This is a genomic window from Massilia brevitalea (assembly GCF_030711405.1).
In the GTDB taxonomy this organism is placed as follows: domain Bacteria; phylum Pseudomonadota; class Gammaproteobacteria; order Burkholderiales; family Burkholderiaceae_D; genus Telluria; species Telluria brevitalea.
On record NZ_JAULSI010000019.1, the window covers coordinates 39,941 to 61,941 of the forward strand.

Below are 22,001 nucleotides of genomic sequence, written 5' to 3' on the forward strand. Positions count from 1 at the left end.
ATCGGGTGTGTGGCGAGCGATGCCATTCAACGTCAATAAAGCATTCACCGATGGTCCAACGAAACCGTTCCAAGCAGGCCCGCATCCAGCCAGGCGCCGCTCATGCCACACCGCGCAGGCAGGCCCTGTACCTCGCAGTTGTGCTGGCCGTGTGCGAATTCGGCGCCATGCAGCCGGCGCTGGCGCAAAGCAGCGCCGGCGTCCAGACTGCACCGGCAACGGCCGCCGCGCCGGCTAGCACGTCCGCCACCGCGCCGGTAAGCGCAGCGCCGCAAGCCGCAACTGCCGCCACCACCGCCGCGCCCGCCGCCGCAGCGGAACCCGCACCCCAGACTATCCAGTCCGTCAACGTGGTCGGCGAGCGCCAGAACAACCGCATCGACCGCCAGGTCTACGACGTGAAATCCGACGTGAACGCCTCGAACGGCAGCGCCGCCGATGCGCTCGGCAACGTGCCTTCGGTGGCTGTCGATCCGGACGGCACCGTGTCGCTGCGCGGCAGCAGCAACGTGCAGATCCTGGTCGATGGCAAGCCGTCGGCCATGCTGCAAGGCGAGAATCGCGGCTCGGCGCTGCAGGCCATGCCGGCCGAGGACATCGACTCGGTCGAGGTGATCAACAACCCCGGCGCGGAGTTCGGCAACGAAGGCGGCGGCGGTCCGATCCTGAACCTGGTCATGAAGCGCAACCGCCGTCCGGGCGGCTTTGGCGCGGCGAATGCCAACGTCGGCACGGCCGGGCGCCACAATGCCTCGCTGAACGGCGCCTACAATTCCGGCCTGTGGGGCTTCCAGGGCGGCATCAACATGCGCAAAGACGGCCGCGACTCGACCTATGAAAGCGAGCGCGAGCGCATCGATCCGGTCACCGGAGCCAGCCAGCGCAACACGCAGGAGTCGACCAGCAATGGCCTGAACGACAGCGTCGGCCTGCGCGGCCAGGTGACCTATAACCTGAGCCAGGACGACACGCTGGAAGCCGGCCTCGGCCTCATGAAGCGCAGCAACGACCAGCACGGCCTGGACCACTACAGCGTGTTCGACCAGAACGGCAACACCACCAGCGACTACGAACGCAGCACGCGCCGCAGCGGCGACAGCAGCAACAACATGGGCAGCCTGCGCTGGGACCACAAGGGCGCGAAGCTGGGCGAACTGTTCAAGATGGACCTGCGCGTGTCGACCACCGACAACGACAGCGAAACGGACTACGCCAACACCTATACGGTCACGCCGCCGCGCGCGGCCGACAGCCGCAATTTGCAGGACGTCGATAATTCCACGCGCATCATCGACTACACCGGCGACTACGAGCTGCCGCTGGAAAGCGGCGCCATCGTGAAGGTGGGCTACAAGATCGCCGACAACGGGAGCGAGTTCGACACCCGCTACTACGATTTCGATTTGGGCAGCAACGTGCAAAGCATCAACGACCGCCGCACGAACGCCTTCGAGATCGATGAAATGAACACGGCGCTGTACGGTTCCTACCAGTGGAAGGTGAACGAGCGCTGGGGCGCCCAGCTGGGCCTGCGCGCCGAGCACACCGACATGGACCTGAAGCAGGTCACCAGCCGCATCGACGCCAGCAACAGTTACCTGAACTGGATGCCGAGCGCCTTTGCCACCTATAAGCTGGGCGAGAAGACGAACCTGCGCTTTTCGTACGCCCACCGCATCCGCCGTCCGGGCGCGGGCGAGCTGAATCCGTTCGTGGTCTACCGCGACGAATTCAACGAGTCCAGCGGCAACCCCTACCTGAAGCCGGTGCAGACCGATTCCTTCGAGGTCGGCTACGAAACCAAGGCCGGCGTGCTGGACGCCAACGTGCGCGCCTACTACCGCAACGAGCGCGACACCATCCGCAGCCGCCAGCTGGCGGTGAGCGACACGGTGATCTTGACGACGCTGGAAAACGGCGGCAGCAACCGCTCAGGCGGCATCGAGTTCACCCTCAGCGGCAAGCTCACGCCGAAACTGTCGGTCAACACCAGCGGCAACGTCTTCCTGGCCGAGCAGCAGCAGATCGACTTGCTCGGCAACGAGTCCAAGCGCAGCGCGACTTCAGTGAACGTGCGCGGGCGCCTGAACTACCAATTGACGCCGCTCGACCAGCTGCAATTGATGTTCAATGCCCAGGGCAAGACCCTGACCGGCTATGGCTACCGCGAGCCGAGCGCCACCGCGAATCTCAGCTACCGCCGCAACCTGAACCAGAGCCTGACGCTGGTGGTGAACGCCAACGACATCTTCAGCTCGCAGAAACAGGAAACCGTCACCGATTCGGCCACGTTGAAGGAATACTCGGTGCGCCGCTTCGATGGGCCGGTGGTGTTCGTCGGCCTGTCCTACCGCTTCGGCGGGGTGCAGGCGAACCGCCGGCAGGATGGGCCGCCGGGCGAAGGCTGGCGTCCGCCGCCGGGTGGCATGCCGCCCGGCGGCTTTGGCGGCGGCCCCGGCGGTGGCGGTCCGGGTATGTAAATCCCGGTAGTGTGAAATAAAATTTCAGAAGGTGCTGTTGGATGAAATTTTATTTCACGAGCGCTGCGGGCGGTTCCAGGAAGCCGGCGCCGCCATCCTCGCAATGCGAATGCCTGAGCGTCTTGCCGCGCCGTTCGACGGTGAGGCCATCGTCGAACTCGGGCGTGACGCCATCCGGCCCGCGGCCGACGCGGCTGTAGACGGTGTAGGTATAGCCGCTGCGCTGGAAGGCGACCGAGGTGAGCCCGCCGCCGATCAGCGGCTCGTCCCGTACCTTGAACACCGGCTGCACGCGCTGGCCGGGCGCCGGATATTCCAGCTCCAGCCTGGCCGGTGAACCGAAGCGATACTGCAAGCCGTTCCCGGGAAGGGAAGGGCGGCACAGCGACAACGTCTTGCCCTCCATGGCGCAGGCGAACACGACCTGCTCGCCGGCGTTGCACAGCGAGGCCGGCGGTGCTTGTGCCGGCGCCTGCGCCCACGCCGGCAAGGCCAGGCAGCAGCCCAGGCAGCAGCTCAGCGCCGCCGCCCAATCAAATCCCCAATGCTTTCTTGATGTTCGCAAGGCGCGCTCCCCGGTCGCTCAATCCGTTCAGGCCGCCGTTGACGGCGCGGGTGACCGCTTCCAGGTCGTCGGTGTCGGCCACCGCATTGACTTTACGCGCCTCCCAGTAGTGGAAAGCCGATTCGATGGCGTATTTGAGCTCGCTCACGAGCAGGTCGGGTTCTGCAACAAAATCGAGTGGGTCGTTCGCATCGCGCGCATTGTGGGCGGCCGTGAAGGCGGCGTAGTTGTCGCGCCCGGTGAGCTGGATCAGGCCGCGCCCGCGGTAGCGGTAGCCGTCGCCCGAGGCTTCGCTGCCGTTGCCGAGACGGTCGGCATACACGTAGCTGAGCAGGTGCTCGGCATTGCCCGCATAAAAATCGGATGCCGTCCACAGCCTGGGCCGCAGGCGCGCCGGCTGGCCATCCGGCCCCAGGCGGCACTCGTCGAGCGTGCGGTCGTACTGCGCCTGCCCGCCCTTGCAGCCGAATACCTGGCGCATGCGCACGGCGGCATAGCGGCCGTTTTCCTCGGTCGCGCGAAAACTGCTTTCGTGCCCGATCTGGGCCAGGAAGTGGGCGATGCGCAGGGGCGTGTCGACCCGGTAGCGGCGCGCGCTGTCGTTCAGGCCGTCGACGATGGCGGCGTAATAATCCGCGGAATTGGTCGGCTCGGCAATTCGCAGCAGCGCCACGCTGACGCCGAACGGCGCGCTTTCGTTCTGCGGCAAGGCTGGCCCAGAACGGGGCAGGCGGGAGCGGGCACCCCCGCGGGAAGAGCGTCGAAGTCGCACCATGGTCGGTTTCCAGCCGAAGTTGAGGCCATGGTGGCACAGTACGCGCCTGCCGCCTCATCGCCATCGACCAGATGTTTGCGCTGGCGTAAAGGCTACGTTCACCAAAATTTACATTGGTCAAAGAACCCATATTGCATCTTTTTCAGGTGCGCGCATTGACTTTGAAATGAGAATCGTTATCATTCACGTTCTCATTACGGTCTGCAATCCTGCGTTTCCATGTGAATGGTGCTGCGCAATACCCGCCTATCGTTTTTTTTTCTGCTACTAACCCGAGGTCTCTGATGGAAATGCATGTGCACGCACGTGGGCTTTATAAACTGAACCGGATCGCGCTGTCGGTCGCCCTGGCCCTGCCGCTGCTCGCGCATGCCGAAGTCGACGAAGCGCCGCTCGCCGATGCCGACCAGCCCATCCAGCAAGTGCAGATCCGTTCGCAAAAGGTCCCGACGGCCGGCTCCTACAGCACCCCGTCGCAAACCTCGGCCACGCCGCTCGACTTGTCGCTGCGCGAAACGCCGCAGTCGATCTCGGTGGTCACGCTGCAGCGCATCGAAGACCAGCTGATGACCTCGGTCACCGACATCGTCGACAACGTTACCGGCGTCTCGGTGAATGCCTACGAAACCAACCGCGCCGGCTTCACTTCGCGCGGCTTCGACATCGACAACCTGCAGATCGACGGCATCCCGACCACCTACGAGCAGGCCTGGAGCGTCGGCGAAGTGTCGAGCAGCCTGGCGACCTATGAGCGCGTGGACGTGGTGCGCGGCGCCACCGGCCTGATGACCGGCGCCGGCAACCCGTCGGCGGCGATCAACCTGGTGCGCAAGCATGCCGACAGCAAGGAAGTCACGGGCTGGGTGGAAGGCGGCATCGGCCGCTGGCACGAAAAGCGCGTGCTGGGCGACGTCTCGACCCCGCTGAATGAAAGCGGCAGCGTGCGCGCGCGCTTCGTCGGCGAATACACCGACGGCGACAGCTGGATCGACTCCCTGAAGAACCGCAACCACACGCTCTACGCCACCATCTCGGCCGATCTGTCGCCGCGCACCCTGCTGCGGGGCGGCTACAGCCACCAGGACCTGAACGCGCGCGGCCCGATGTGGGGCAGCTTGCCGTACTGGTACAGCGACGGCACGCTCACCAACTGGGACCGCAGCAAGACCACCGCCGCCGACTGGACCGCGCTGCCGTCGACCTACGACAACGGCTTCCTCGACCTGACCCACACTTTTGAAAACGGCTGGAAGGTGCGCGCCAACTACAACCACGGCGAGCGCCGCGGCGACTCCTACCTGCTCTACCTGTCGGGCATGCCGGACCGCGTTACCGGCGCCGGCATGAGCGACTTCTCGGGTTCGTACCACACCCGCACGAAGCAGAACGACTTCGGCCTGCACCTGAGCGGCAGCTTCGACGTCGCCGGCCGCACCCACGAAGCCTCGTTCGGCTACATGCGCATGAAGCAGGAATTCACCTCGGACAACCGCGCGGCCGACTTCGGCGGCGCGAGCTCGGTCGTCACCGACTTCAACAACTGGAACCCGGCCGCCTACCCGGAGCCGACCTGGGGCGAGCTGACCTTCTACGAGCGCAGCAAGACCGAGCAGCAGGCGCTGTACGGCGTGACCCGCCTGAACCTGGCCGATCCGCTCAAGCTGATCATCGGCGCGCGCGTCACCGACTACGAAAAGAACGGCGTCGGTTTGTGGACCGCCGCCTACTCGGTGAAGCACGACCACGAAGTCACGCCGTATGCCGGCCTGGTCTTCGACTTTGCCCCGAACTACTCGGCCTACGCCAGCTACACCGACATCTTCCAGCCGCAGAACCGGCGCGACCTGGCCGGCAACCTGCTCGATCCGGTGGTCGGCAAGAACATCGAGGCCGGCATCAAGGGCGAGTTCTTCGAGAAGCGCCTGAACGCCTCGCTGGCCGTGTTCCAGATCAAGCAGGATGGCCTGGGCCAGGAAGCGGGCCTGGTCGACCGCGACGGCGCCGGCCCGAACGCGCCGGAAACCTACTACCGTGCGGTGGCCGGCGCCAAGAGCCGCGGCTTCGAGTTCGATTTGAGCGGCCGCCTGGCGCCGGGCTGGAACGCCAGCGCCGGCTATACCCAGTTCCGCGCCAAGGATGCCGACGGCAACGACTTCAACAGCATCTACCCGCGCCGCCTGCTGCGCGTGTTCACGACTTACCGCCTGCCGGGCGCCTGGGACAAGCTGGTCATCGGCGGCGGCGTGAACTGGGAAGGCCGCACCTGGACCGTCGATCCGCTGGCGCCACCAGCCACGAACGGCATCATCGAGCAGACGGACTTCGCCCTGGTCAACCTGATGGCGCGCTACGAATTCAGCCCGCAACTGTCGGCCCAGCTGAACCTCGACAACGTGACCGACAAGACCTACTTCGGCATGTTCGCGGCCTACGGCGGCGTCAACTACCGTGCACCGCGCAGCGCCTCGCTGACCGTGCGCTACCGCTTCTAACCAGTTCGACAAAGAGAGGCCGGCATGCGCGCATCCTGGACCCTGGTCCACCGTTATCTCGGCCTGCTCACGGCCGCCTTCCTGTTCGTGAGCGGCGTGACCGGCGCCATCATCTCCTGGGACCACGAGCTCGACGACCTGCTCAACCCGCACCTGATGGAAGCGCATACCCCTGGCAAGCCCCAGGACGCGCTGCTGCTGGCGCAACAGGTCGAGGCGCGCTATCCGGACATCCGCGTCTCCTACATTCCGCTGCACGTGGAAGCAGGGGAGTCGCTGGCGCTGGGCGTCTCGCCGCGCTACGACGCCAAGACCGGCGAACTGACCCAGCCCGGCTTCAACCAGGTCTTCGTCGACCCGGTAACGGGCGCCGAACTGGGCAAGCGCGAGTGGGGCGCGGTGTGGCCGATCACCAAGGAGACCTTCGTCTCCTTCCTGTACCGCCTGCACTACACGCTGCACATTCCCGAAATGTGGGGCATCGACCGCTGGGGCGTCTGGCTGATGGGCGCGATCGCCATCGTCTGGATGGTGGACAGTTTTGTCGGCTTTTATCTCACCCTGCCGGCGCGCAAGCGCCAGGCGGTGGTGGCGGTGGCTGCCTTGAACGGCAAGCTGGAGCCGTCCGCCAAATCCTGGTGGCAGCGCTGGCAGCCGGCCTGGAAGGTGCGCTGGAAGGGCGGTTCGTCGAAGCTGAACTTCGACCTGCACCGCGCCTTCAGTTTGTGGACCTGGGTGCTGCTGTTCATCCTGGCGTTTACCGCATTTTCGCTGAACCTCTACCAGGAGATCTTCTATCCGGTGATGAGCAAGGTGTCGCAGGTGACGCCAACGCCGTTCGACACCCGCAGCATGGCCGACAAGCAGCACCTGATCGAACCGAAGGTGCCGATGGCGGAAGCGGTGAAGGGGGCGAATGGCGAAGGCATGCGGCGCGGCTGGACCGACCCGGTCGGCGGCATCTATTATTCGCAGGAGTACGGCATCTACATGGTCAGCTTCTTCCAGCCGGGCGGCGACCACGGCACCGGCGGCGTCGGGCCGGCCCTGCTGTACTACGATGGCGTGAACGGGGCCTTGCTGGGCGAGCGCCAGCCGTGGAAGGGTACGGCGGCGGACATTTTCGTCCAGGCCCAGTTCCCGCTGCACTCGGGCCGCATCCTCGGGCTGCCGGGGCGGATCCTGATTTCCTTCATGGGCGTGGTCGTGGCCATGCTGAGCGTGACCGGGGTGATCATCTGGTGGCGCAAGCGCGCGTCACGCAGGGTGGTGGCGACGCAGCGTAAAGTCGCGATGGCTTGAACGGTGGCGCGGCATCCCGTACGGTGGGCACCCCGTGCCCACGCGGACGTTTGCATCGCGTCGGCCACTGAACGCGGCGATGGAAACATCAAACCCGACACGTTATCGCGGATCATCCGGATACGTTTCCGAACGGCGAAGGATTCGATGGAAAACGCGTCAACATGGCGCGGACATCCGCGTGGGCACGGAGTGCCCACCGTACGTTTGAAGAGTAGGGGGGGCACCCCGTGCCCACGCGGACGTTTGCATCGCGTCGGCCACTGAACGCGGCGATGGAAACATCAAACCCGACACGTTATCGCGGATCATCCGGATACGTTTCCGAACGGCGAAGGATTCGATGGAAAACGCGTCAACATGGCGCGGACATCCGCGTGGGCACGGAGTGCCCACCGTACGTTTGAAGAGTAGGGTGGGCACCCCGTGCCCACGCGGACGTTTGCGTGGTGTTGGCCGCTGAACGCGGCCCTTAAAACATCAAACCCGACACGTTGGCGCGGATCATCCGGATACGTTTCCGGAGGGCGAACGATTCGATGAAAACGCGTCAACATGACGCGGACATCCGCGTGGGCACGGAGTGCCCACCGTACGGTTGAAGCCTCAGGCCAAGTGTCAGGCTTACGCCAGTTTGGCGAACACCCGCTTCGCCGCTTCCACCGTCTCGGCAATCACGGCGTCATCGTGCGCCGCCGAGACAAACCCCGCCTCGAACATCGCCGGCGCAAAGTACACGCCTTCGTCCAGCATGCCGTGGAAGAAGGCATTGAAGCGCGCCTTGTCGCCGGCCATCATCTGGCCGTACGAGCCTGGCACGGTCTCGCTGAAGTACATGCCGAACATGCCGCCCACCGAATCGCCGCAGAAGGCAATGCCCGCTTCCTGCGCCGCAGCCGTCAAGCCGGCGACCAGCTTCTCGCCGGTCGCGGTCAGCTGCTCGTAGAAGCCCGGCGCCTGGATCAGCTTCAGCGTGGTCATGCCGGCAGCGACGGCCACCGGATTGCCCGACAGCGTGCCGGCCTGGTACACCGGCCCGATCGGCGCCATCTTCTGCATCAGTTCCGTCTTGCCGCCGAATGCCGCCACCGGCAGGCCGCCGCCGATGACCTTGCCCAGCGCGGTCAGGTCGGGCGTAATCCCGTACATCTCCTGCGCCCCGCCCAGGCCCACGCGGAAGCCGCACATCACTTCGTCGAAGATCAGTACCGCGCCGTGCTGCGTGCACAGTTCGCGCATGCGCGTCAGGAATTCCGGCGTGGCGCGGATCAGGTTCATGTTGCCGGCCACCGGCTCGACGATTACGCAGGCAATGGTCTCGCCCATCGAGGCAAACGCTTCTTCCAGCTGGGTGACGTTGTTGTAGTCGAGCACCAGGGTGTGCTTGACGAAGTCTTCCGGCACGCCGGCCGAGGTCGGGTTGCCGAAGGTGAGCAGGCCCGAGCCGGCCTTCACCAGCAGCGAGTCCGCATGGCCGTGGTAGCAGCCCTCGAACTTGACGATCTTGTCGCGGCCGGTGGCGCCACGGGCCAGGCGCAGCGCGCTCATGGTCGCTTCCGTGCCACTGGATACCAGGCGCACCTGCTCGATCGACGGCACCAGCTTGCAGATTTCCTCGGCGATCTCGATCTCGCCTTCGGTCGGCGCGCCGAACGAAAGGCCGTTCGCGGCCGCATCCTGCACCGCCTTGATCACTTGCGGATGCGCGTGGCCGACGATCGCCGGGCCCCAGGAACCGATGTAGTCGATGTAGCGCTTGCCGTCGGCATCCCAGAAATACGGCCCTTCGGCGCGGGTGATGAAGCGCGGGGTGCCGCCGACCGAGCGGAAGGCGCGCACCGGCGAATTCACGCCGCCCGGGGTGCTCTGCTGGGCGCGTTCGAACAGGATGTCGTTGCGGGAGGTGTGTTCAGTAGTCATCTTGGGAACCTTGTCTTCTTATTGCCGGCCCAAAGCCTGGGCGCGGTGGAAACGATTGGGAACGAACTTGCCCATGCCGAAGCGGCGGGCGTGGCGCAGGGCGCCGTAGGTGTAGTCCTGGGCGGCGGCCAGCGCCTCGGGCGCATCCAGGCCTTGCGCCATCAGCGCCGCCAGCGCGCCCGACAGCGTGGTGCCGGCGCCGACGAACGGCCCCGGCAAATGCTGCCAGTCGATGGTGGTCACCATACCGTCGCGGTCGAACAGGGTGTTGGCGCGGTTGTTGCCGCTGCCCTGGGTGCAGGTGACGAGCACGTACTGGCAGCCGCGCCCGGTGAGTTCGGCGACGTCGGCTTCCAGCGAACTGTCGGCGCCGGGCTCGCGCCAGGACTCGGCCATGCGGCCCAGTTCCGCCTGCGACAGCATCAGCACCGTGGCTTGCGGCGCCAGGATCTGGCGGATCGCGGCGACCGTGTCCTCGTCGGACATGCCGGCATCCGGCAGCGACGACAGGAAAGGGTCGACGATCAGCGGCACGTCGGCGTAGTCGGAGACGATTTCGGCGATGGCGGCGGCCTGCTCGATGCTGGCGATGGCGCCGATCTTGACGGCGGCCACCGGCATGTCTTCGAGCACGACGCGCGCCTGGTCGGCCATCCAGCCGGTGTCGAGTTCATGCATTTCTTCGACGCGTGCGCTGTCGGCCACCAGCAGGGCGGTGGGAACGGAAAGGGCGTGGCAGCCGTGGGCTGCGAAGGTGGCAAGGTCAGCCTGCACGCCAAGCGCGCCGACGGGATCCAGCACGCCAAAAGTGAGAATCAGCGGAGACGTTTGGTTTTGCACGACGGGTAGATTAAGATACCTGATTCCCCATTTTACTAGATAGAAGGAACGACACCGTGAGTAACGAAACGACGGCGACCGCGTACCAGACCTGGATGTGCCTGATTTGCGGCTGGGTCTACGACGAAGAAGCGGGCGCGCCGGAAGATGGCATTGCGCCTGGAACACGCTGGGCCGACGTGCCGATGAACTGGACTTGCCCGGAATGCGGCGCCCGCAAGGATGATTTCGAGATGACGGCTATCTAAAATAGCAGGTTGTACCGCAGGGTGGACGGCTGCGCCGTTCACACCGCATTTTCTGGCATTTTTGCCAACTCGGTTATCAAAAACACCCACACCGATAACTGATTTTCTAGCCCTTCCAGCAAGCTTTCTCCTCCCTGTTTTGTCTGTAGTTGACTCTGTGCAACACTTTGCGCACAAGCCTACAGCCCTATGCTATCGTGGCGTTCCATGCTGAAGTGAAACGAACATGACGACATCGCAGCACACCGACCGCCCCACCATCATGGTGATCGACGACAGCAACACGATCCGCCGTTCCGCCGAAATCTTCCTGACCCAGGCCGGGTACCAGGTCGTGCTGGCCGAGGATGGCTTCGATGCGCTGGCGAAGATCAACGACCATCATCCGGCGCTGGTGTTCTGCGACATCCTCATGCCGCGCCTGGACGGCTACCAGACCTGCGCCCTGATCAAGAAAAGCGCGCGCTTCCATGCCACGCCGGTGGTCATGCTGTCGTCGAAGGACGGCCTGTTCGATCGCGCGCGCGGCGCGATGGTCGGGTCCAGCGCCTACCTCACCAAGCCATTTTCCAAAGACACCCTGCTCGCGGCCGTCCGCGAGCATACGGCCCCAGCGGCCTGATTAACCGAGTACGGAGCCCACCGTGGCCATTCACAAGATCCTGATCGTCGACGATTCCCCGACCGAACGCTATTACCTGACCGATATCCTGGTGAAGAACGGCTTTTCCGTGTCCACCGCCGAAAACGGCGAAGACGCGCTGCTGAAGATCCGCGCCGACCGTCCCGAGCTGATCCTGATGGACGTGGTCATGCCCGGCGCCAACGGCTTCCAGGTGACCCGTTCGATCGCGCGCGACCCGGAACTGTCGTCGGTGCCGGTGATTATCTGCAGCAGCAAGAACCAGGAAACCGACCGCATCTGGGGCATGCGCCAGGGCGCGCAGGATTACCTGGTGAAGCCGGTCGACCCTGAACAGCTGCTGGCGCGCATCGCCGCCCTCGGCGCCTGATGAACGCCGCCCCGTCGGCCAACGCCCTGCGCCGCACCCGCCTGCGCGATTACCAGACGCAGCTGCTGGCGCGCGTGCAGGCGGCCCAGAGCGGCGCTGCCCAGGCCGTGCACCAGCTGGGCGTGTCGATCGGCGGCCAGCGCTATCTGCTGGAGCTGGCCGAGGCCGGCGAAATCGTGCCGCCGGTGGCGCTGGCGCGCGTGCCGCGCACCCAGCCCTGGTACCTGGGCCTGGCGAATATCCGCGGCAGCCTGCTCGGCGTGATCGACCTGGCGCGCTACCTCGACCCGCACCACAGCGCCGCCGGCCCGGAGGCGCGCTTCCTGTCGCTGTCGCCGCGCCTGGGCCTGAAGTGCGCGCTGCTGGTGACGCACGTGCATGGCCTGCGCCGCGCCGAAACGATGACGCCCGATACAGGAGGCGACGCGTTGCGCCTGCTCGACGCCGACGGCCAGGCCTGGACCCCGCTGTCGCTGGCCGCCCTGGTGCAGGAAGAACGCTTCCTGCAGGTGGGGCTGTAGCCGCCGGCAGGGGCCTGGCAAGAACACCGCAAGTACTCATTTATTACAACAACAATCAACCCGCTGGACCAGGGAGCCGCAATGGGAATCATGTCGTTGAATTTTCTGTCGAAGGGCAAGGCCGGAGACGAAACCGTGTTGTCGTCGCCGGATACCGAGTTCGGTGAAGGCGCCGGCGGCGCGCTGGCGCTGCCCGGCGGGGGAATCCTGGGCGCCGCTGCGGCTGCCCCCGCCCCGGCCGCCGAAGCCGCTTCCGGCTCGGCCGGCGATGCGATGCGCCGCCTCGGCCACCTGGTGCGTCCCGGCGCCGCCGGCGCCGACGACGAGGAAGAAAGCAACCTCAGTCTGCCCCTGATCGGCCACCTGTCGCTGCCGCGCCAGCTGCGCATCCTGCTGGTCGCCTTTGGCGGCGGCATCCTGCTGACCATCCTCGGGATGTGGCAGAACGCCAACGTGAACGCCCGCGTCGCTGCCCAGATCCAGGTCGCCAGCGAAGTGCAGCTGCACTCGCAGCGCGTCGGCAAGGCTGCGCCGAATGCGCTGTCCGGCAACGCCGACTCGTTCACCCAATTGGCCGAAAGCCGCAACGAAGTGAACCGCGACCTGCGCCTGCTGAGCGCGGGCGGCAGCGTCGGCAACGTCACCGTGCCGGGCGCCAGCGGACGCCAGGGCGCGCTGCTGGGACGGGTGCGCGCCACCTGGACCGCTTCCGAGCTCGGTGCGGCCAACATCCTGCAGATGAAGGGCGCGCTGATCGGCTTCGATAAAAGCGTGAAGCAGCTCGACGCACTGGCCACCGAGATGCTGGTGCTGACCGAAGACCTGATGGCGCAGAACGTGGAGCGCGGCGCCAGCGCGCGCGAACTGGCCGCGATCGGCCGCATGATGATGCTGACCCAGCGCCTGGCGCGCGGCGCGAACAGCTTCTTCGCCATCGGCGTGCCGCGCGACGACGCCGCGGTGCGCATCGGCGCCGACAGCGCCGCCTTCGAGCACGCCCTGCAAACCCTGCTGAGCGGCGCCGCTGCCCAGCGCAACGACGATTTGCGCGACAAGCTGCGCCAGATCCAGGTGCGCTTCGAGGCCTTCCGCAAGGACTTCACGCCCTTCCTCGACAACCCGGTGGCCTACTCGAAGGCGCGCGCCGCGGCCCGCACCATCCACCGCGACAATGAGGAAATGAAGAAGCAGGTGGCGTCGCTGGAAGCGAGCTACCGCTCGCAGCAGTCCTCGTCGAATCCCTGGTTCTGGCTGCTGGTGGCGGCCTCGGTGTTCACCCTGGCTACCGCTTTCTCGATCAGCCGCGTCATGCTGCAGGACTCGCGCAACCGCACCCGCGGCGCGGAAAACCGCCGCCGCGAAGCCGAGGCCAGCCGCCAGCTGGCCCAGGCCAAGGAAGAAGAAGCCAAGGCCACCAACGACCAGAACCAGGCCGCCATTCTGCGCCTGATGAACGAACTGCAGGACGTCGCGAACGGCGACCTGACCGTGCACGCCACCGTCTCGGAAGACATCACCGGCGCGATCGCCGACTCGGTCAACTTCACCGTCGAGGAATTGCGCGGCCTGGTGCAGCGCGTGACCGGCACCGCCGAGCAGGTGACCCAGGCCTCGAACGAAGCCCAGGACGTCTCCGCCGAACTGCTGGGCGCCACCGAGGCGCAGTCGCGCGAGATCGAGGACGCCTCCTCGACCGTCCTGCGCATGGCGAACGAGATTACCGACGTGTCGAAGTCGGCTAACGAATCGGCCGACGTGGCGCGCCAGTCGGTGGCGGCGGCGGAGCAGGGCTCGGCGGCGGTGCAGAATGCGATCATCGGCATGAACGAGATCCGCGAGCAGATCCAGGAAACCTCGAAGCGCATCAAGCGCCTGGGCGAATCCTCGCAGGAGATCGGCGAGATCACCGAGCTGATTTCCGACATTACCGAGCAGACCAACGTGCTGGCGCTGAACGCGGCGATCCAGGCGGCGTCGGCCGGCGAAGCGGGACGCGGCTTCTCGGTCGTGGCGGAAGAGGTGCAGCGCCTGGCGGAACGCTCGGGCGAGGCGGCCAAGCAGATCGGCGCCCTGGTGCGCACCATCCAAACCGATACCCACGACGCCGTGGCGGCGATGGAAAAATCGACCCAGGGCGTGGTCGAGGGGGCGCGCCTGTCGGATGCGGCCGGCGCCGCACTGGCCGACATCTCGCGCGTCTCGAACCGCCTGGCCGAACTGATCCAGGGTATCTCGTTCGCCACCGGCTTGCAGGCGACGTCCGCCAACGGCGTGGCGCACAATATGCAGCACATCCTGTCGGTGACCGAGCACACCCAGGCCGGCACGCGCCAGACCGCCCAATCGATCCACCAGCTGGCAGCGCTGGCGCAGGAACTGAAAAACTCGGTGTCGCGCTTCCGCGTGGCCCCATAAGCAAGCGACGACCATGACTTCATCCCTGCCAGCGAGCACCTTCGATACCGGCCCGTTGTCCTGGGTGATCGGCGAAATCCGCGATGCCCTCGAGCGCTCCGGCAGCGCGCTGAACGACGCCGCGGCGCGTTCGCCCGAGGCGCGGCCGACCCTGCTGCTGCATGCGAAGACCCACCTGCACCAGGCCCACGGCGCACTGCAGATGGTGGACGTGGAAGGCGTGGAGCTGCTCACCGCCGCCGCCGAGCGCGCCCTCGACGCCTTCAAGGACCGTTCGCTCGACTGCACGGCGGAGCACGCGAAGACCGTGCGCGACGCCTATGGCGCGATCGGCGAATACCTGGAAGAGCTGGTGGCCGGCGCCGCGCCGCAGCCGGTGCGCTTGTTCCCGTATTACCGCGCGTTGCAGGAACTGCTGGGCGCGGAGCGCGTGCACCCGTCGGACCTGCTGGTGGTGGATACGTCCGTCACGCTGGACCTGCCGGCATCGTCCGATGCCGGTGCGCCGGACTATGCCGGCTGCCGCGCGCGTTTTGAAAAATCGCTGCTGCCTTATTTGAAGAGCGTCGATCCGCAGCACGCGCAAGCCCTGGCCGACGCCATCGCGCCGCTGGCCGCCAGTGGCGACGCCTATGCGCGCACCTTCTGGACGGCGCTGCACGCCTTTGCCGCGCTGGTCGGCAGCGGCGCCTTGCCCGCCGACCTGTACGTGAAACAGCTGTTCGGCCAGATCAATTTGCAGCTGCGCCGCCTGTCGCAAGGGCAGGCCAGCCTGCCGGATGCGCTGCTGCGCGATGCGCTGTTCTTCATTGCCGCCGTGCCCACTGGTGGGGACGAAGATGAGGACGAGGTGGCTGCATTGCGCCGCGTCTTCCGCCTGGGCGGCGCCGTGCCCGCCAACTATGCCGAGCGCCGCTACGGCCGGGTCGACCCGGCCGCGCTGAAGGAAGCCAAGGAAGCGCTGGCGCGCTCGAAGTCCGACTGGGACCAGCTGGCGGTGCACGCCGACGGCACACGCGAGGCCGATTTCAATGCCGCCCTGGCCACCCTGGCCGGCGCCAGCGACAGGCTCGGCGCGCCGGCGCTGGCCCAGCTGCTGCGCGAACTCGGCCAGGCCGCCAGCGACTCGATCGCCTGCGGCCGCAGCGACCAGTTCGGGCTGGAGATGGCGGCTGCCATGCTGTTCGTCGAACATGGCCTGGACCAGGTGCGCCAGCTGCCCGAGGACTTCGGGCAGCACGCCGAAGTGGTCGGCCAGCGCCTGCTGGCCCTGGCCGCCGGCGCCACGCCGCCGGACGCGCCGCCATGGCAAAGCGAACTGGCCGGCCGCATCCAGCAGAGCCAGACCGTGGCCGTGCTGGCCGGCGAGATCAAGAGCGGGCTGCGCCAGGTCGAGAAGCTGCTCGACGATTATTACGACCAGCCGCAGCTCAAGCGCGGCGCGCTGGACCAGGCCGCGCCGCTGCTGCACGGGATCGAGGGCGCCCTGCGCATCCTCGACCAGGACGAGGCCGCGCGCGCCGCGGTCCACGTGCGCGACGCCGTGCGCGGGCTGGGACAGGGCGATGGCGACGTCGCCGCCCAGGCCGCGCCGCTGCACAACATCGCCCGGAACATCGGCGTGCTCGGCTTCTTCACCGACATGCTGGCCCAGAACAGCGACAGCGCCCGGACCCGCTTTGCCTTCGATGCGGACGCGGGATTGCTGCGCGAACTGAGCATCGAGCAGGCGCAGGCGCAGGCGCAGGCGCATGCGCAACTCGGCGCGCAGGCGAATGGGCATGATGCCGCGCCGGCCGCGCAGGTTTCCACGCCACCGGCGGCCGTGCCGGCGCCGCAGGCAGCGCAAGCCGCCCAGCCGGACGCCATCGACGCCGAGCTGCTCGAGATCTTCGTCACCGAGGCCGGCGAGGTGCTGGACACGGTGGACGGCACGCTGCCCCAGCTGCACGCCAACCCGGCCGCCCAGGACGCGCTGATCATCGTGCGCCGCGCCTTCCACACCTTGAAGGGCAGTGCGCGCATGGTCGGCCTGGAGGAATTCGCCGCCACCGCCGCCGCGCTCGAACGCGTGATGAATGTCTGGCTGGCCGATGGCCGCGCCGCCACGCCGGACCTGCTGGCGCTGGCCGCGCACGCGCACGCCCAGCTGCTGCCCTGGGTGGCCGAGCTGGCCCACAGCGGCCAGTCTGCGCGCAGCGGCGTCGGCCTGGTCGCGGCGGCCGAGCGGGTGCAGGCCGGCGGGGCCTTCGTGGAGGACGAGGCGCCGGACGAGGTGGCGGCGGCTGAAGCCGTTCCGGCAGCGCAGCCGGCCGATGCCGCCGCCGAACCGGAGCCGTTCGCCGAGCCGCATGACGCGTTGCAGGCTGCGCCGGAAACCGAAGCTGAAGCCGCGCCGGAAACCGAATTCGAGGGGGAGCAGCACGAGGCCCAGCCGGTCCCGACGAACGTGTTCGCGCTGCCGGCGGCCACCCGGCCGCTGCCGGAGCAGGACGACAGCATGCGCCGCGTGGGCGAGCTGGACATCCCGCTGGCGCTGTACAACATCTATGTCGCCGAAACCGACGAGCTGCTGCGCACGCTCGAGCGCGACTTCGGCGAATGGCGCCACGAGCCGGGCCGCGAGGTTACGCCCGACGCGCTGAAAGCGGTGCACACATTGGCCGGCACCTCGGCCACGGTCGGCTTCGACGCCCTGCACGACCTGGCCCAGGCCCTGGAAACCACGCTCGAACACCTGGGCGAACCGGCGCCGCTGCTGGACGCCGCCCAGCACGACGTGCTCGACGCCGTCCTGGCGCGCGTGCGCGACATGCTGCAAACCTTTGCGCGCGGCGAGCTCGCCCCCGGCCAGCCGGAACTGCTGGATGCGCTGGCGACGCTGCGCGCCCGCTTCACGGCGCAGCAGGCCGACGACCTGTACGGCGACGTGCCGCAGGACCTGGCGCAGCGCCTCGACGCCCTGTTCGCCGACACCTACGACAGCCTGATGGCCGACCCGCAACCGGAGCTGATACCCGCGCCGGCGGCAGCGCCTGCGGGCGCCGCCGCAACCGACGACATCGACGCGCTCTTCGGCCTCGATATCGACGACCTGTTCGACAGCCCGGCGCCGGCACCGGCTCCGATCGCTCCGGTGGACGAACCGGCTGCCGAATCGGTCAGCGACACCGACACGCTGGCCGCGGCCGAAGCCGACTTCGCCGACAGCATCGAACTGGCCGAACCCGAGCCGATCGAGCTGCCGATCGAATTCGATATCGCTGCGCCGGAGGAACCCGAACCTGCATACGAACCGGAACCGGAACCGGAACCCGCAGTCCAGCCCGAGGCCGAAACCGCCGGTGCACCGGAAACCGCCGCCGACAACCTGGCCGCGCCGGAACTCGAAGCCGTCGCGCTGCCGGTGACCCTGGACGCAGCGGTCGCTGCGCCCCTGGCCGGCGAGCCCGTCCTGCACGACGAACTCGACCCCGACCTGCTGCCGGTCTTCCTGGAAGAAGCCGCCGACTTGCTGCCGCAGATCGGCAATGGCCTGCGCCAGTGGCAGCAGGATCCGAGCGACACGGGGCCGGCGCAAGGACTGCTGCGCACCCTGCACACGGTCAAGGGCAGTGCGCGCATGGCCGGCGCAATGCGCATCGGCCAGCACACCCACGAACTGGAAACCCAGATCGAGAACATGGTCCACGCCGGGACCACGGCGCCGGGCGCCTTCGACGAACTGATGGCCAGCTACGACCAGGTGCTGGTGCTGTTCGAGCAGCTGGTCAAGCCGGCCGCGCTCGAGGCCGAAGGCGCCGAGCCAGCCGCGGCGGCACCTGGCGCCGCGGCCGACGCCCCCATCCTGCCAGCCTTGCCCGCCGCGCCGGCCGACGCCCAGGGCGAGGCGCGCACGCCGCTGGTGCGGGTGCGCGCCGACATCCTCGACCGCCTGGTGACCCAGGCCGGCGAAGTCTCAATCACGCGCTCGCGCCTGGAAAACCAGATGGGCGTGCTGAAGACCGCGCTGAACGACTTCTCGGACAACCTGGGCCGCCTGCGGCGCCAGCTGCGCGAAGTCGAGATGCAGGCCGAATCGCAGATCGCCTCGCGCATGTCGATTGCCGGCGAGCGCGAATTCGATCCGCTCGAATTCGACCGCTTCACGCGCCTGCAGGAACTCACGCGCATGATGGCCGAGAGCGTGAACGACGTCGCCTCGTTCCAGGAGTCGCTGGCGCGCAGTGTCGACGGCGCCAACGAGGAACTGGCGGCGCAGTCGCGCATGACACGCGATCTGCAGCGCGATTTGATGCGGGTGCGCATGGTGCCGTTTGCCAGCCTGTCGGAACGCCTGTTCCGCGTGGCGCGCCAGACCGCCAAGGAAACCGACAAGCGCGTCAACCTGGATATCCGCGGCGGCGGCGTGGAAATCGACCGCAGCGTGCTGGAACAGATGGCCGCGCCTTTCGAACACCTGCTGCGCAACGCCATCGTGCACGGCATCGAGCCGCGCGCCGCGCGCACGGCCGCCGGCAAGAACGAGACCGGCGAGGTGCTGGTGCAGGTCAGCCAGCAGGGCAACGAGGTCGTGCTGCAGTTCAGCGACGACGGCGCCGGCCTCGACCTGGAGCGCATCCGCGCCAAGGCGCGCGCGCAAGGGCTGGCCGAGCCGGATGCCGAGCTGTCGGACAAGGACGCCGCGGAGCTGATCTTCGCGCCGGGCTTCTCGACCGCCGATACCCTGACCGAGCTGGCCGGACGCGGCGTCGGCATGGACGTGGTGCGCTCGGAAGCCCAGGCGCTGGGCGGACGCGTGGTGATCGCATCAAGTGCGGGGCAGGGCACGCGCTTCACCATCCACCTGCCGCTGACCCTGGCGGTAACGCAGGTGGTGCTGGTGGCCAGCGCCGGCAAGACCTACGCCTTGCCCTCGACCCTGGTCGAGCAGGTGATGCCGGTGCGCGAACCCGACCTGCAGGCCGCCGCCGCGGCCGGCGTGCTGGAGGTGCAGGGCCAGGTGCTGCCTTTCCATTACCTGCCGGCGCTGCTGGGCGAAGGCGGGACCTTCGAACCCGGCATGCGTTCGCGCCCGGTGATGCTGCTGCACAGCGGCGGCGAACGCATCGCACTGCAGGTCGACGAGGTGCTGGGCAACCGCGAGGTGGTGATCAAGAATTTGGGTCCGCAGCTGGCGCGCGTGCCGGGCATCGCCGGCGCCACGGTGCTGGGCTCGGGCGACATCGTGCTGATCCTGAACCCGCTGGCGCTGGGCCGCAACGCCGGCACCGCCGTGCCGATGGTCGACGTACCGCAGCACCCGGTGCCGGCGGTGCACAAGCCGATGGTGATGGTGGTCGACGATTCGCTGACCGTGCGCCGCGTGACCCAGCGCCTGCTGGAACGCGAAGGCTACCGCGTGGCCCTGGCCAAGGACGGCGTCGACGCGCTCGAGCAGCTGCCAGAAGTGCGGCCCGACCTGATGCTGGTGGATATCGAGATGCCGCGCATGGACGGCTTCGACCTGGTGCGCCACGTGCGCGGCGATGCGGCAACGCACGCCATCCCGGTCATCATGATCACCTCGCGCACGGCGGACAAGCACCGCAACTACGCGATGGGGCTGGGGGTGAATGCCTACTTCGGCAAGCCGTTCCAGGAGCCGGTGTTATTGGGAGCGATTGCGGGCTTGCTGGGTGGGGAGATGCCGCCGGCGGAAGGCGGCGTGTCGTAACCGCGTGGGCACGAGTGCCTACGCCGGCCGCGCCCACCCTACGGAACCCCGCTCTTGTAGGGTGGGCACTTGTGCCCACGCGGTACTACGGCCGATCAATCGTCCGGCTGCGCGAGAGCCTTCACCACCGCAAACCGCGCCAGCGTCTTCTCGCGCGCCTCATCATGCTTCACCAACCGCTCCGGATAATCCCTCCCCAGCACCACACCGCACGCCGCCAATTCGTCCGCCGGCACCAGCCACGGCGCATGCACATCGCGCGCATCGAGCTTGCCCAACTGCGGCAGATACTGCCGGATGAACTCCCCGCGCGCATCGAACTTCTCCGATTGCCGCACCGGATTGAAGATCCTGAACCAAGGCTGCGCGTCGCACCCCGTCGACGCCGCCCACTGCCAGCCCCCGACATTCGACGCCATGTCGTAATCGTTCAGCTTCAGCGCAAAGTAACGCTCGCCCCAGCGCCAGTCGATCCCCAGGTCCTTCACCAAAAAGCTCGCCGTCACCATGCGCAACCGGTTGTGCATGAAGCCCGTCCGGTTCAGCTGCAGCATGGCCGCATCGACCAGCGGATAGCCGGTCCGTCCCTCGCACCAGGCCGCAAACAGCGCGTCGGCTTCCGCCCCCGCCTCCCACGCCACCGCGTCAAACGCCGGCTTGAACGAGCGCTCCGCCAGGTGCGGATGGTGCGACAGGATCATCGCGTAGAAATCGCGCCACACCAGTTCCGACAGCCACACCGGCGCACCGGCGCCGCCGGCCCCCATCGCCATCATCTGCTGCAGCGTGCGCACCAGGTGGCGCACCGAGGTGGTGCCGAAGCGCAGGTGGATCGACAGCTGCGAGGTGCCGGCCTGCGCCGGGAAATCGCGCGCCGTGCCGTAGTCGGCCAGGCGCGGCAGGAAGCTTTCGAACAGCGCAGTGGCGCCGGACATGCCGGCCGGAGCGGGCAGGGGGCCGTCCTCGAAGCCCAGTTCCGCCAGGCTCGGGATGGCCACCTCGGGCAGCGCTGCCAGGGCCGCCGCATGCGGTTCGATCATCCACGGCGCCACCGCGTCCGGCTCGGCCGCCAGGCGCTTGAGCCAAGCGTTTTTATACGGCGTGAACACGCCATATACCTTGCCCATCTGCGTCAGCACTTCGCTCTTCTCGAACACCACCTGGTCCTTGAAGCCCAGTAGCGTGCGGCCGTTTGCCGCCAGCGCCTCGGCAACGACAGCATCGCGCGCCACCGCACCCGGCTCGTAGTCGGCGTTCGCATACACCGCATCCACCCCCAGCTCGGCCGCCAGGGCGGGAATGATGTCCTGCGCCAGCCCCTGCCTGACGATCAGGCCGCCGCCCAGCCGGCGCAGTTCGGCATCGAGTTCGTGCAGGCTGGCGTGGATGAAACGCACGCGCCGGTCGTCGCGCGGCAGGCCGTCGAGGATGGCGCGATCGAAGACGAACACGCAGTAGACAGACCGTGAATCGGACCGTGAGGCGGCCTGCGAGGCGCGCAGCGCGTGGTGCAGCGCGGCATGGTCGAAAGCGCGCAGGTCGCGCCGGAACCAGACCAAGGACTTGCTTATTGGAATCATTGTGTGTTCAGTCAACGCGGCGTAGAAGGCGACGCGCTATTTTACTGGCTTGTATCCTTCCTCTTGTATCCATCGTCCAGGGCCGCTGTGTTGGCAATCCTGCCGCGCGCAAACCACGCTGCCGGGTGGCTGCC

14 protein-coding genes are annotated in these 22,001 nt (G+C 67.3%); 9 read left to right on the plus strand and 5 right to left on the minus strand.

What is annotated here, in order from left to right; genetic code table 11:
- Nucleotides 1-50 precede the first annotated feature (50 nt).
- The gene (locus tag QWL29_RS13660; RefSeq protein WP_305823431.1) at nucleotides 51-2,480 is read left to right on the plus strand and encodes an outer membrane beta-barrel family protein; all 2,430 of its coding nucleotides are present in this window, start codon (nucleotides 51-53) and stop codon (nucleotides 2,478-2,480) included.
- A gap of 49 nt (nucleotides 2,481-2,529) precedes the next feature.
- On the opposite strand, the gene QWL29_RS13665 is transcribed toward QWL29_RS13660, so the two are convergent.
- Nucleotides 2,530-3,045 carry a hypothetical protein gene (locus QWL29_RS13665; RefSeq protein ID WP_305823432.1) on the minus strand — a complete coding sequence of 172 codons (516 nt, stop codon included), beginning with the start codon at nucleotides 3,043-3,045 and terminating at the stop codon, nucleotides 2,530-2,532.
- Nucleotides 3,014-3,754, minus strand: a complete 741-nt coding sequence (locus tag QWL29_RS13670) for a glycoside hydrolase family 19 protein (protein WP_305823433.1) — start codon at nucleotides 3,752-3,754, stop codon at nucleotides 3,014-3,016. The genes QWL29_RS13665 and QWL29_RS13670 overlap by 32 nt, the downstream gene beginning before the upstream one ends.
- Nucleotides 3,755-4,110: 356 nt before the next feature.
- On the opposite strand from QWL29_RS13670, the gene QWL29_RS13675 reads away from it, so the two are divergent.
- On the plus strand, nucleotides 4,111-6,312 hold the full coding sequence (locus tag QWL29_RS13675; RefSeq protein WP_305823489.1) for a TonB-dependent siderophore receptor: 2,202 nt from the start codon (nucleotides 4,111-4,113) through the stop codon (nucleotides 6,310-6,312).
- A gap of 24 nt (nucleotides 6,313-6,336) precedes the next feature.
- Entirely contained in the window at nucleotides 6,337-7,614 is a 1,278-nt protein-coding gene (locus QWL29_RS13680; RefSeq protein ID WP_305823434.1) for a PepSY-associated TM helix domain-containing protein, read from the plus strand.
- Between the two features lie 624 nt (nucleotides 7,615-8,238).
- On the opposite strand, the gene hemL is transcribed toward QWL29_RS13680, so the two are convergent.
- Both hemL and thiD read right to left on the minus strand, forming a co-directional pair.
- Nucleotides 8,239-9,534, minus strand: coding sequence for a glutamate-1-semialdehyde 2,1-aminomutase (gene hemL, locus QWL29_RS13685; RefSeq protein ID WP_305823435.1), 1,296 nt, complete (start codon nucleotides 9,532-9,534; stop codon nucleotides 8,239-8,241).
- Between the two features lie 18 nt (nucleotides 9,535-9,552).
- Nucleotides 9,553-10,374, minus strand: a complete 822-nt coding sequence (thiD, locus tag QWL29_RS13690; protein ID WP_370663697.1) for a bifunctional hydroxymethylpyrimidine kinase/phosphomethylpyrimidine kinase — start codon at nucleotides 10,372-10,374, stop codon at nucleotides 9,553-9,555.
- A gap of 95 nt (nucleotides 10,375-10,469) precedes the next feature.
- Here thiD and QWL29_RS13695 point away from each other — a divergent pair, with 95 nt between their 5' ends.
- The 6 genes from QWL29_RS13695 (at nucleotide 10,470) to QWL29_RS13720 (ending at nucleotide 20,287) form a co-directional block, all read left to right on the plus strand.
- On the plus strand, nucleotides 10,470-10,622 hold the full coding sequence (locus QWL29_RS13695; RefSeq protein WP_091876441.1) for a rubredoxin: 153 nt from the start codon (nucleotides 10,470-10,472) through the stop codon (nucleotides 10,620-10,622).
- A gap of 226 nt (nucleotides 10,623-10,848) precedes the next feature.
- A complete protein-coding gene (locus QWL29_RS13700) occupies nucleotides 10,849-11,244 on the plus strand; it encodes a response regulator (RefSeq protein ID WP_305823437.1) in 396 nt (131 codons plus the stop codon).
- A gap of 22 nt (nucleotides 11,245-11,266) precedes the next feature.
- Complete coding sequence (locus QWL29_RS13705) at nucleotides 11,267-11,635, plus strand: response regulator transcription factor (RefSeq protein WP_305823438.1); 369 nt, start codon at nucleotides 11,267-11,269, stop codon at nucleotides 11,633-11,635.
- Nucleotides 11,635-12,156, plus strand: coding sequence for a chemotaxis protein CheW (locus QWL29_RS13710; RefSeq protein WP_305823439.1), 522 nt, complete (start codon nucleotides 11,635-11,637; stop codon nucleotides 12,154-12,156). The genes QWL29_RS13705 and QWL29_RS13710 overlap by 1 nt, the downstream gene beginning before the upstream one ends.
- Before the next feature lie 81 nt (nucleotides 12,157-12,237).
- A complete protein-coding gene (locus QWL29_RS13715) occupies nucleotides 12,238-14,571 on the plus strand; it encodes a methyl-accepting chemotaxis protein (RefSeq protein ID WP_305823440.1) in 2,334 nt (777 codons plus the stop codon).
- Nucleotides 14,572-14,584: 13 nt separating this feature from the next.
- On the plus strand, nucleotides 14,585-20,287 hold the full coding sequence (locus QWL29_RS13720; RefSeq protein ID WP_305823441.1) for a hybrid sensor histidine kinase/response regulator: 5,703 nt from the start codon (nucleotides 14,585-14,587) through the stop codon (nucleotides 20,285-20,287).
- A 95-nt stretch (nucleotides 20,288-20,382) separates the two neighbouring features.
- Here QWL29_RS13720 and QWL29_RS13725 read toward each other — a convergent pair whose 3' ends face one another.
- On the minus strand, nucleotides 20,383-21,867 hold the full coding sequence (locus QWL29_RS13725; RefSeq protein WP_305823442.1) for a cryptochrome/photolyase family protein: 1,485 nt from the start codon (nucleotides 21,865-21,867) through the stop codon (nucleotides 20,383-20,385).
- Between the last annotated feature and the right edge of the window lie 134 nt (nucleotides 21,868-22,001).

Coding starts and splice junctions, on each gene's coding strand:
- QWL29_RS13660 (WP_305823431.1), top strand. CDS start 51: ATGGTCCAACGAAACCGTTCCAAGCAGGCCCGCATCCAGCCAGGCGCC.
- QWL29_RS13675 (WP_305823489.1), top strand. CDS start 4,111: ATGCATGTGCACGCACGTGGGCTTTATAAACTGAACCGGATCGCGCTG.
- QWL29_RS13680 (WP_305823434.1), top strand. CDS start 6,337: ATGCGCGCATCCTGGACCCTGGTCCACCGTTATCTCGGCCTGCTCACG.
- hemL (WP_305823435.1), bottom strand. CDS start 9,534: ATGACTACTGAACACACCTCCCGCAACGACATCCTGTTCGAACGCGCC.
- QWL29_RS13695 (WP_091876441.1), top strand. CDS start 10,470: ATGTGCCTGATTTGCGGCTGGGTCTACGACGAAGAAGCGGGCGCGCCG.
- QWL29_RS13700 (WP_305823437.1), top strand. CDS start 10,849: ATGACGACATCGCAGCACACCGACCGCCCCACCATCATGGTGATCGAC.
- QWL29_RS13710 (WP_305823439.1), top strand. CDS start 11,635: ATGAACGCCGCCCCGTCGGCCAACGCCCTGCGCCGCACCCGCCTGCGC.
- QWL29_RS13715 (WP_305823440.1), top strand. CDS start 12,238: ATGGGAATCATGTCGTTGAATTTTCTGTCGAAGGGCAAGGCCGGAGAC.
- QWL29_RS13720 (WP_305823441.1), top strand. CDS start 14,585: ATGACTTCATCCCTGCCAGCGAGCACCTTCGATACCGGCCCGTTGTCC.
- QWL29_RS13725 (WP_305823442.1), bottom strand. CDS start 21,867: ATGATTCCAATAAGCAAGTCCTTGGTCTGGTTCCGGCGCGACCTGCGC.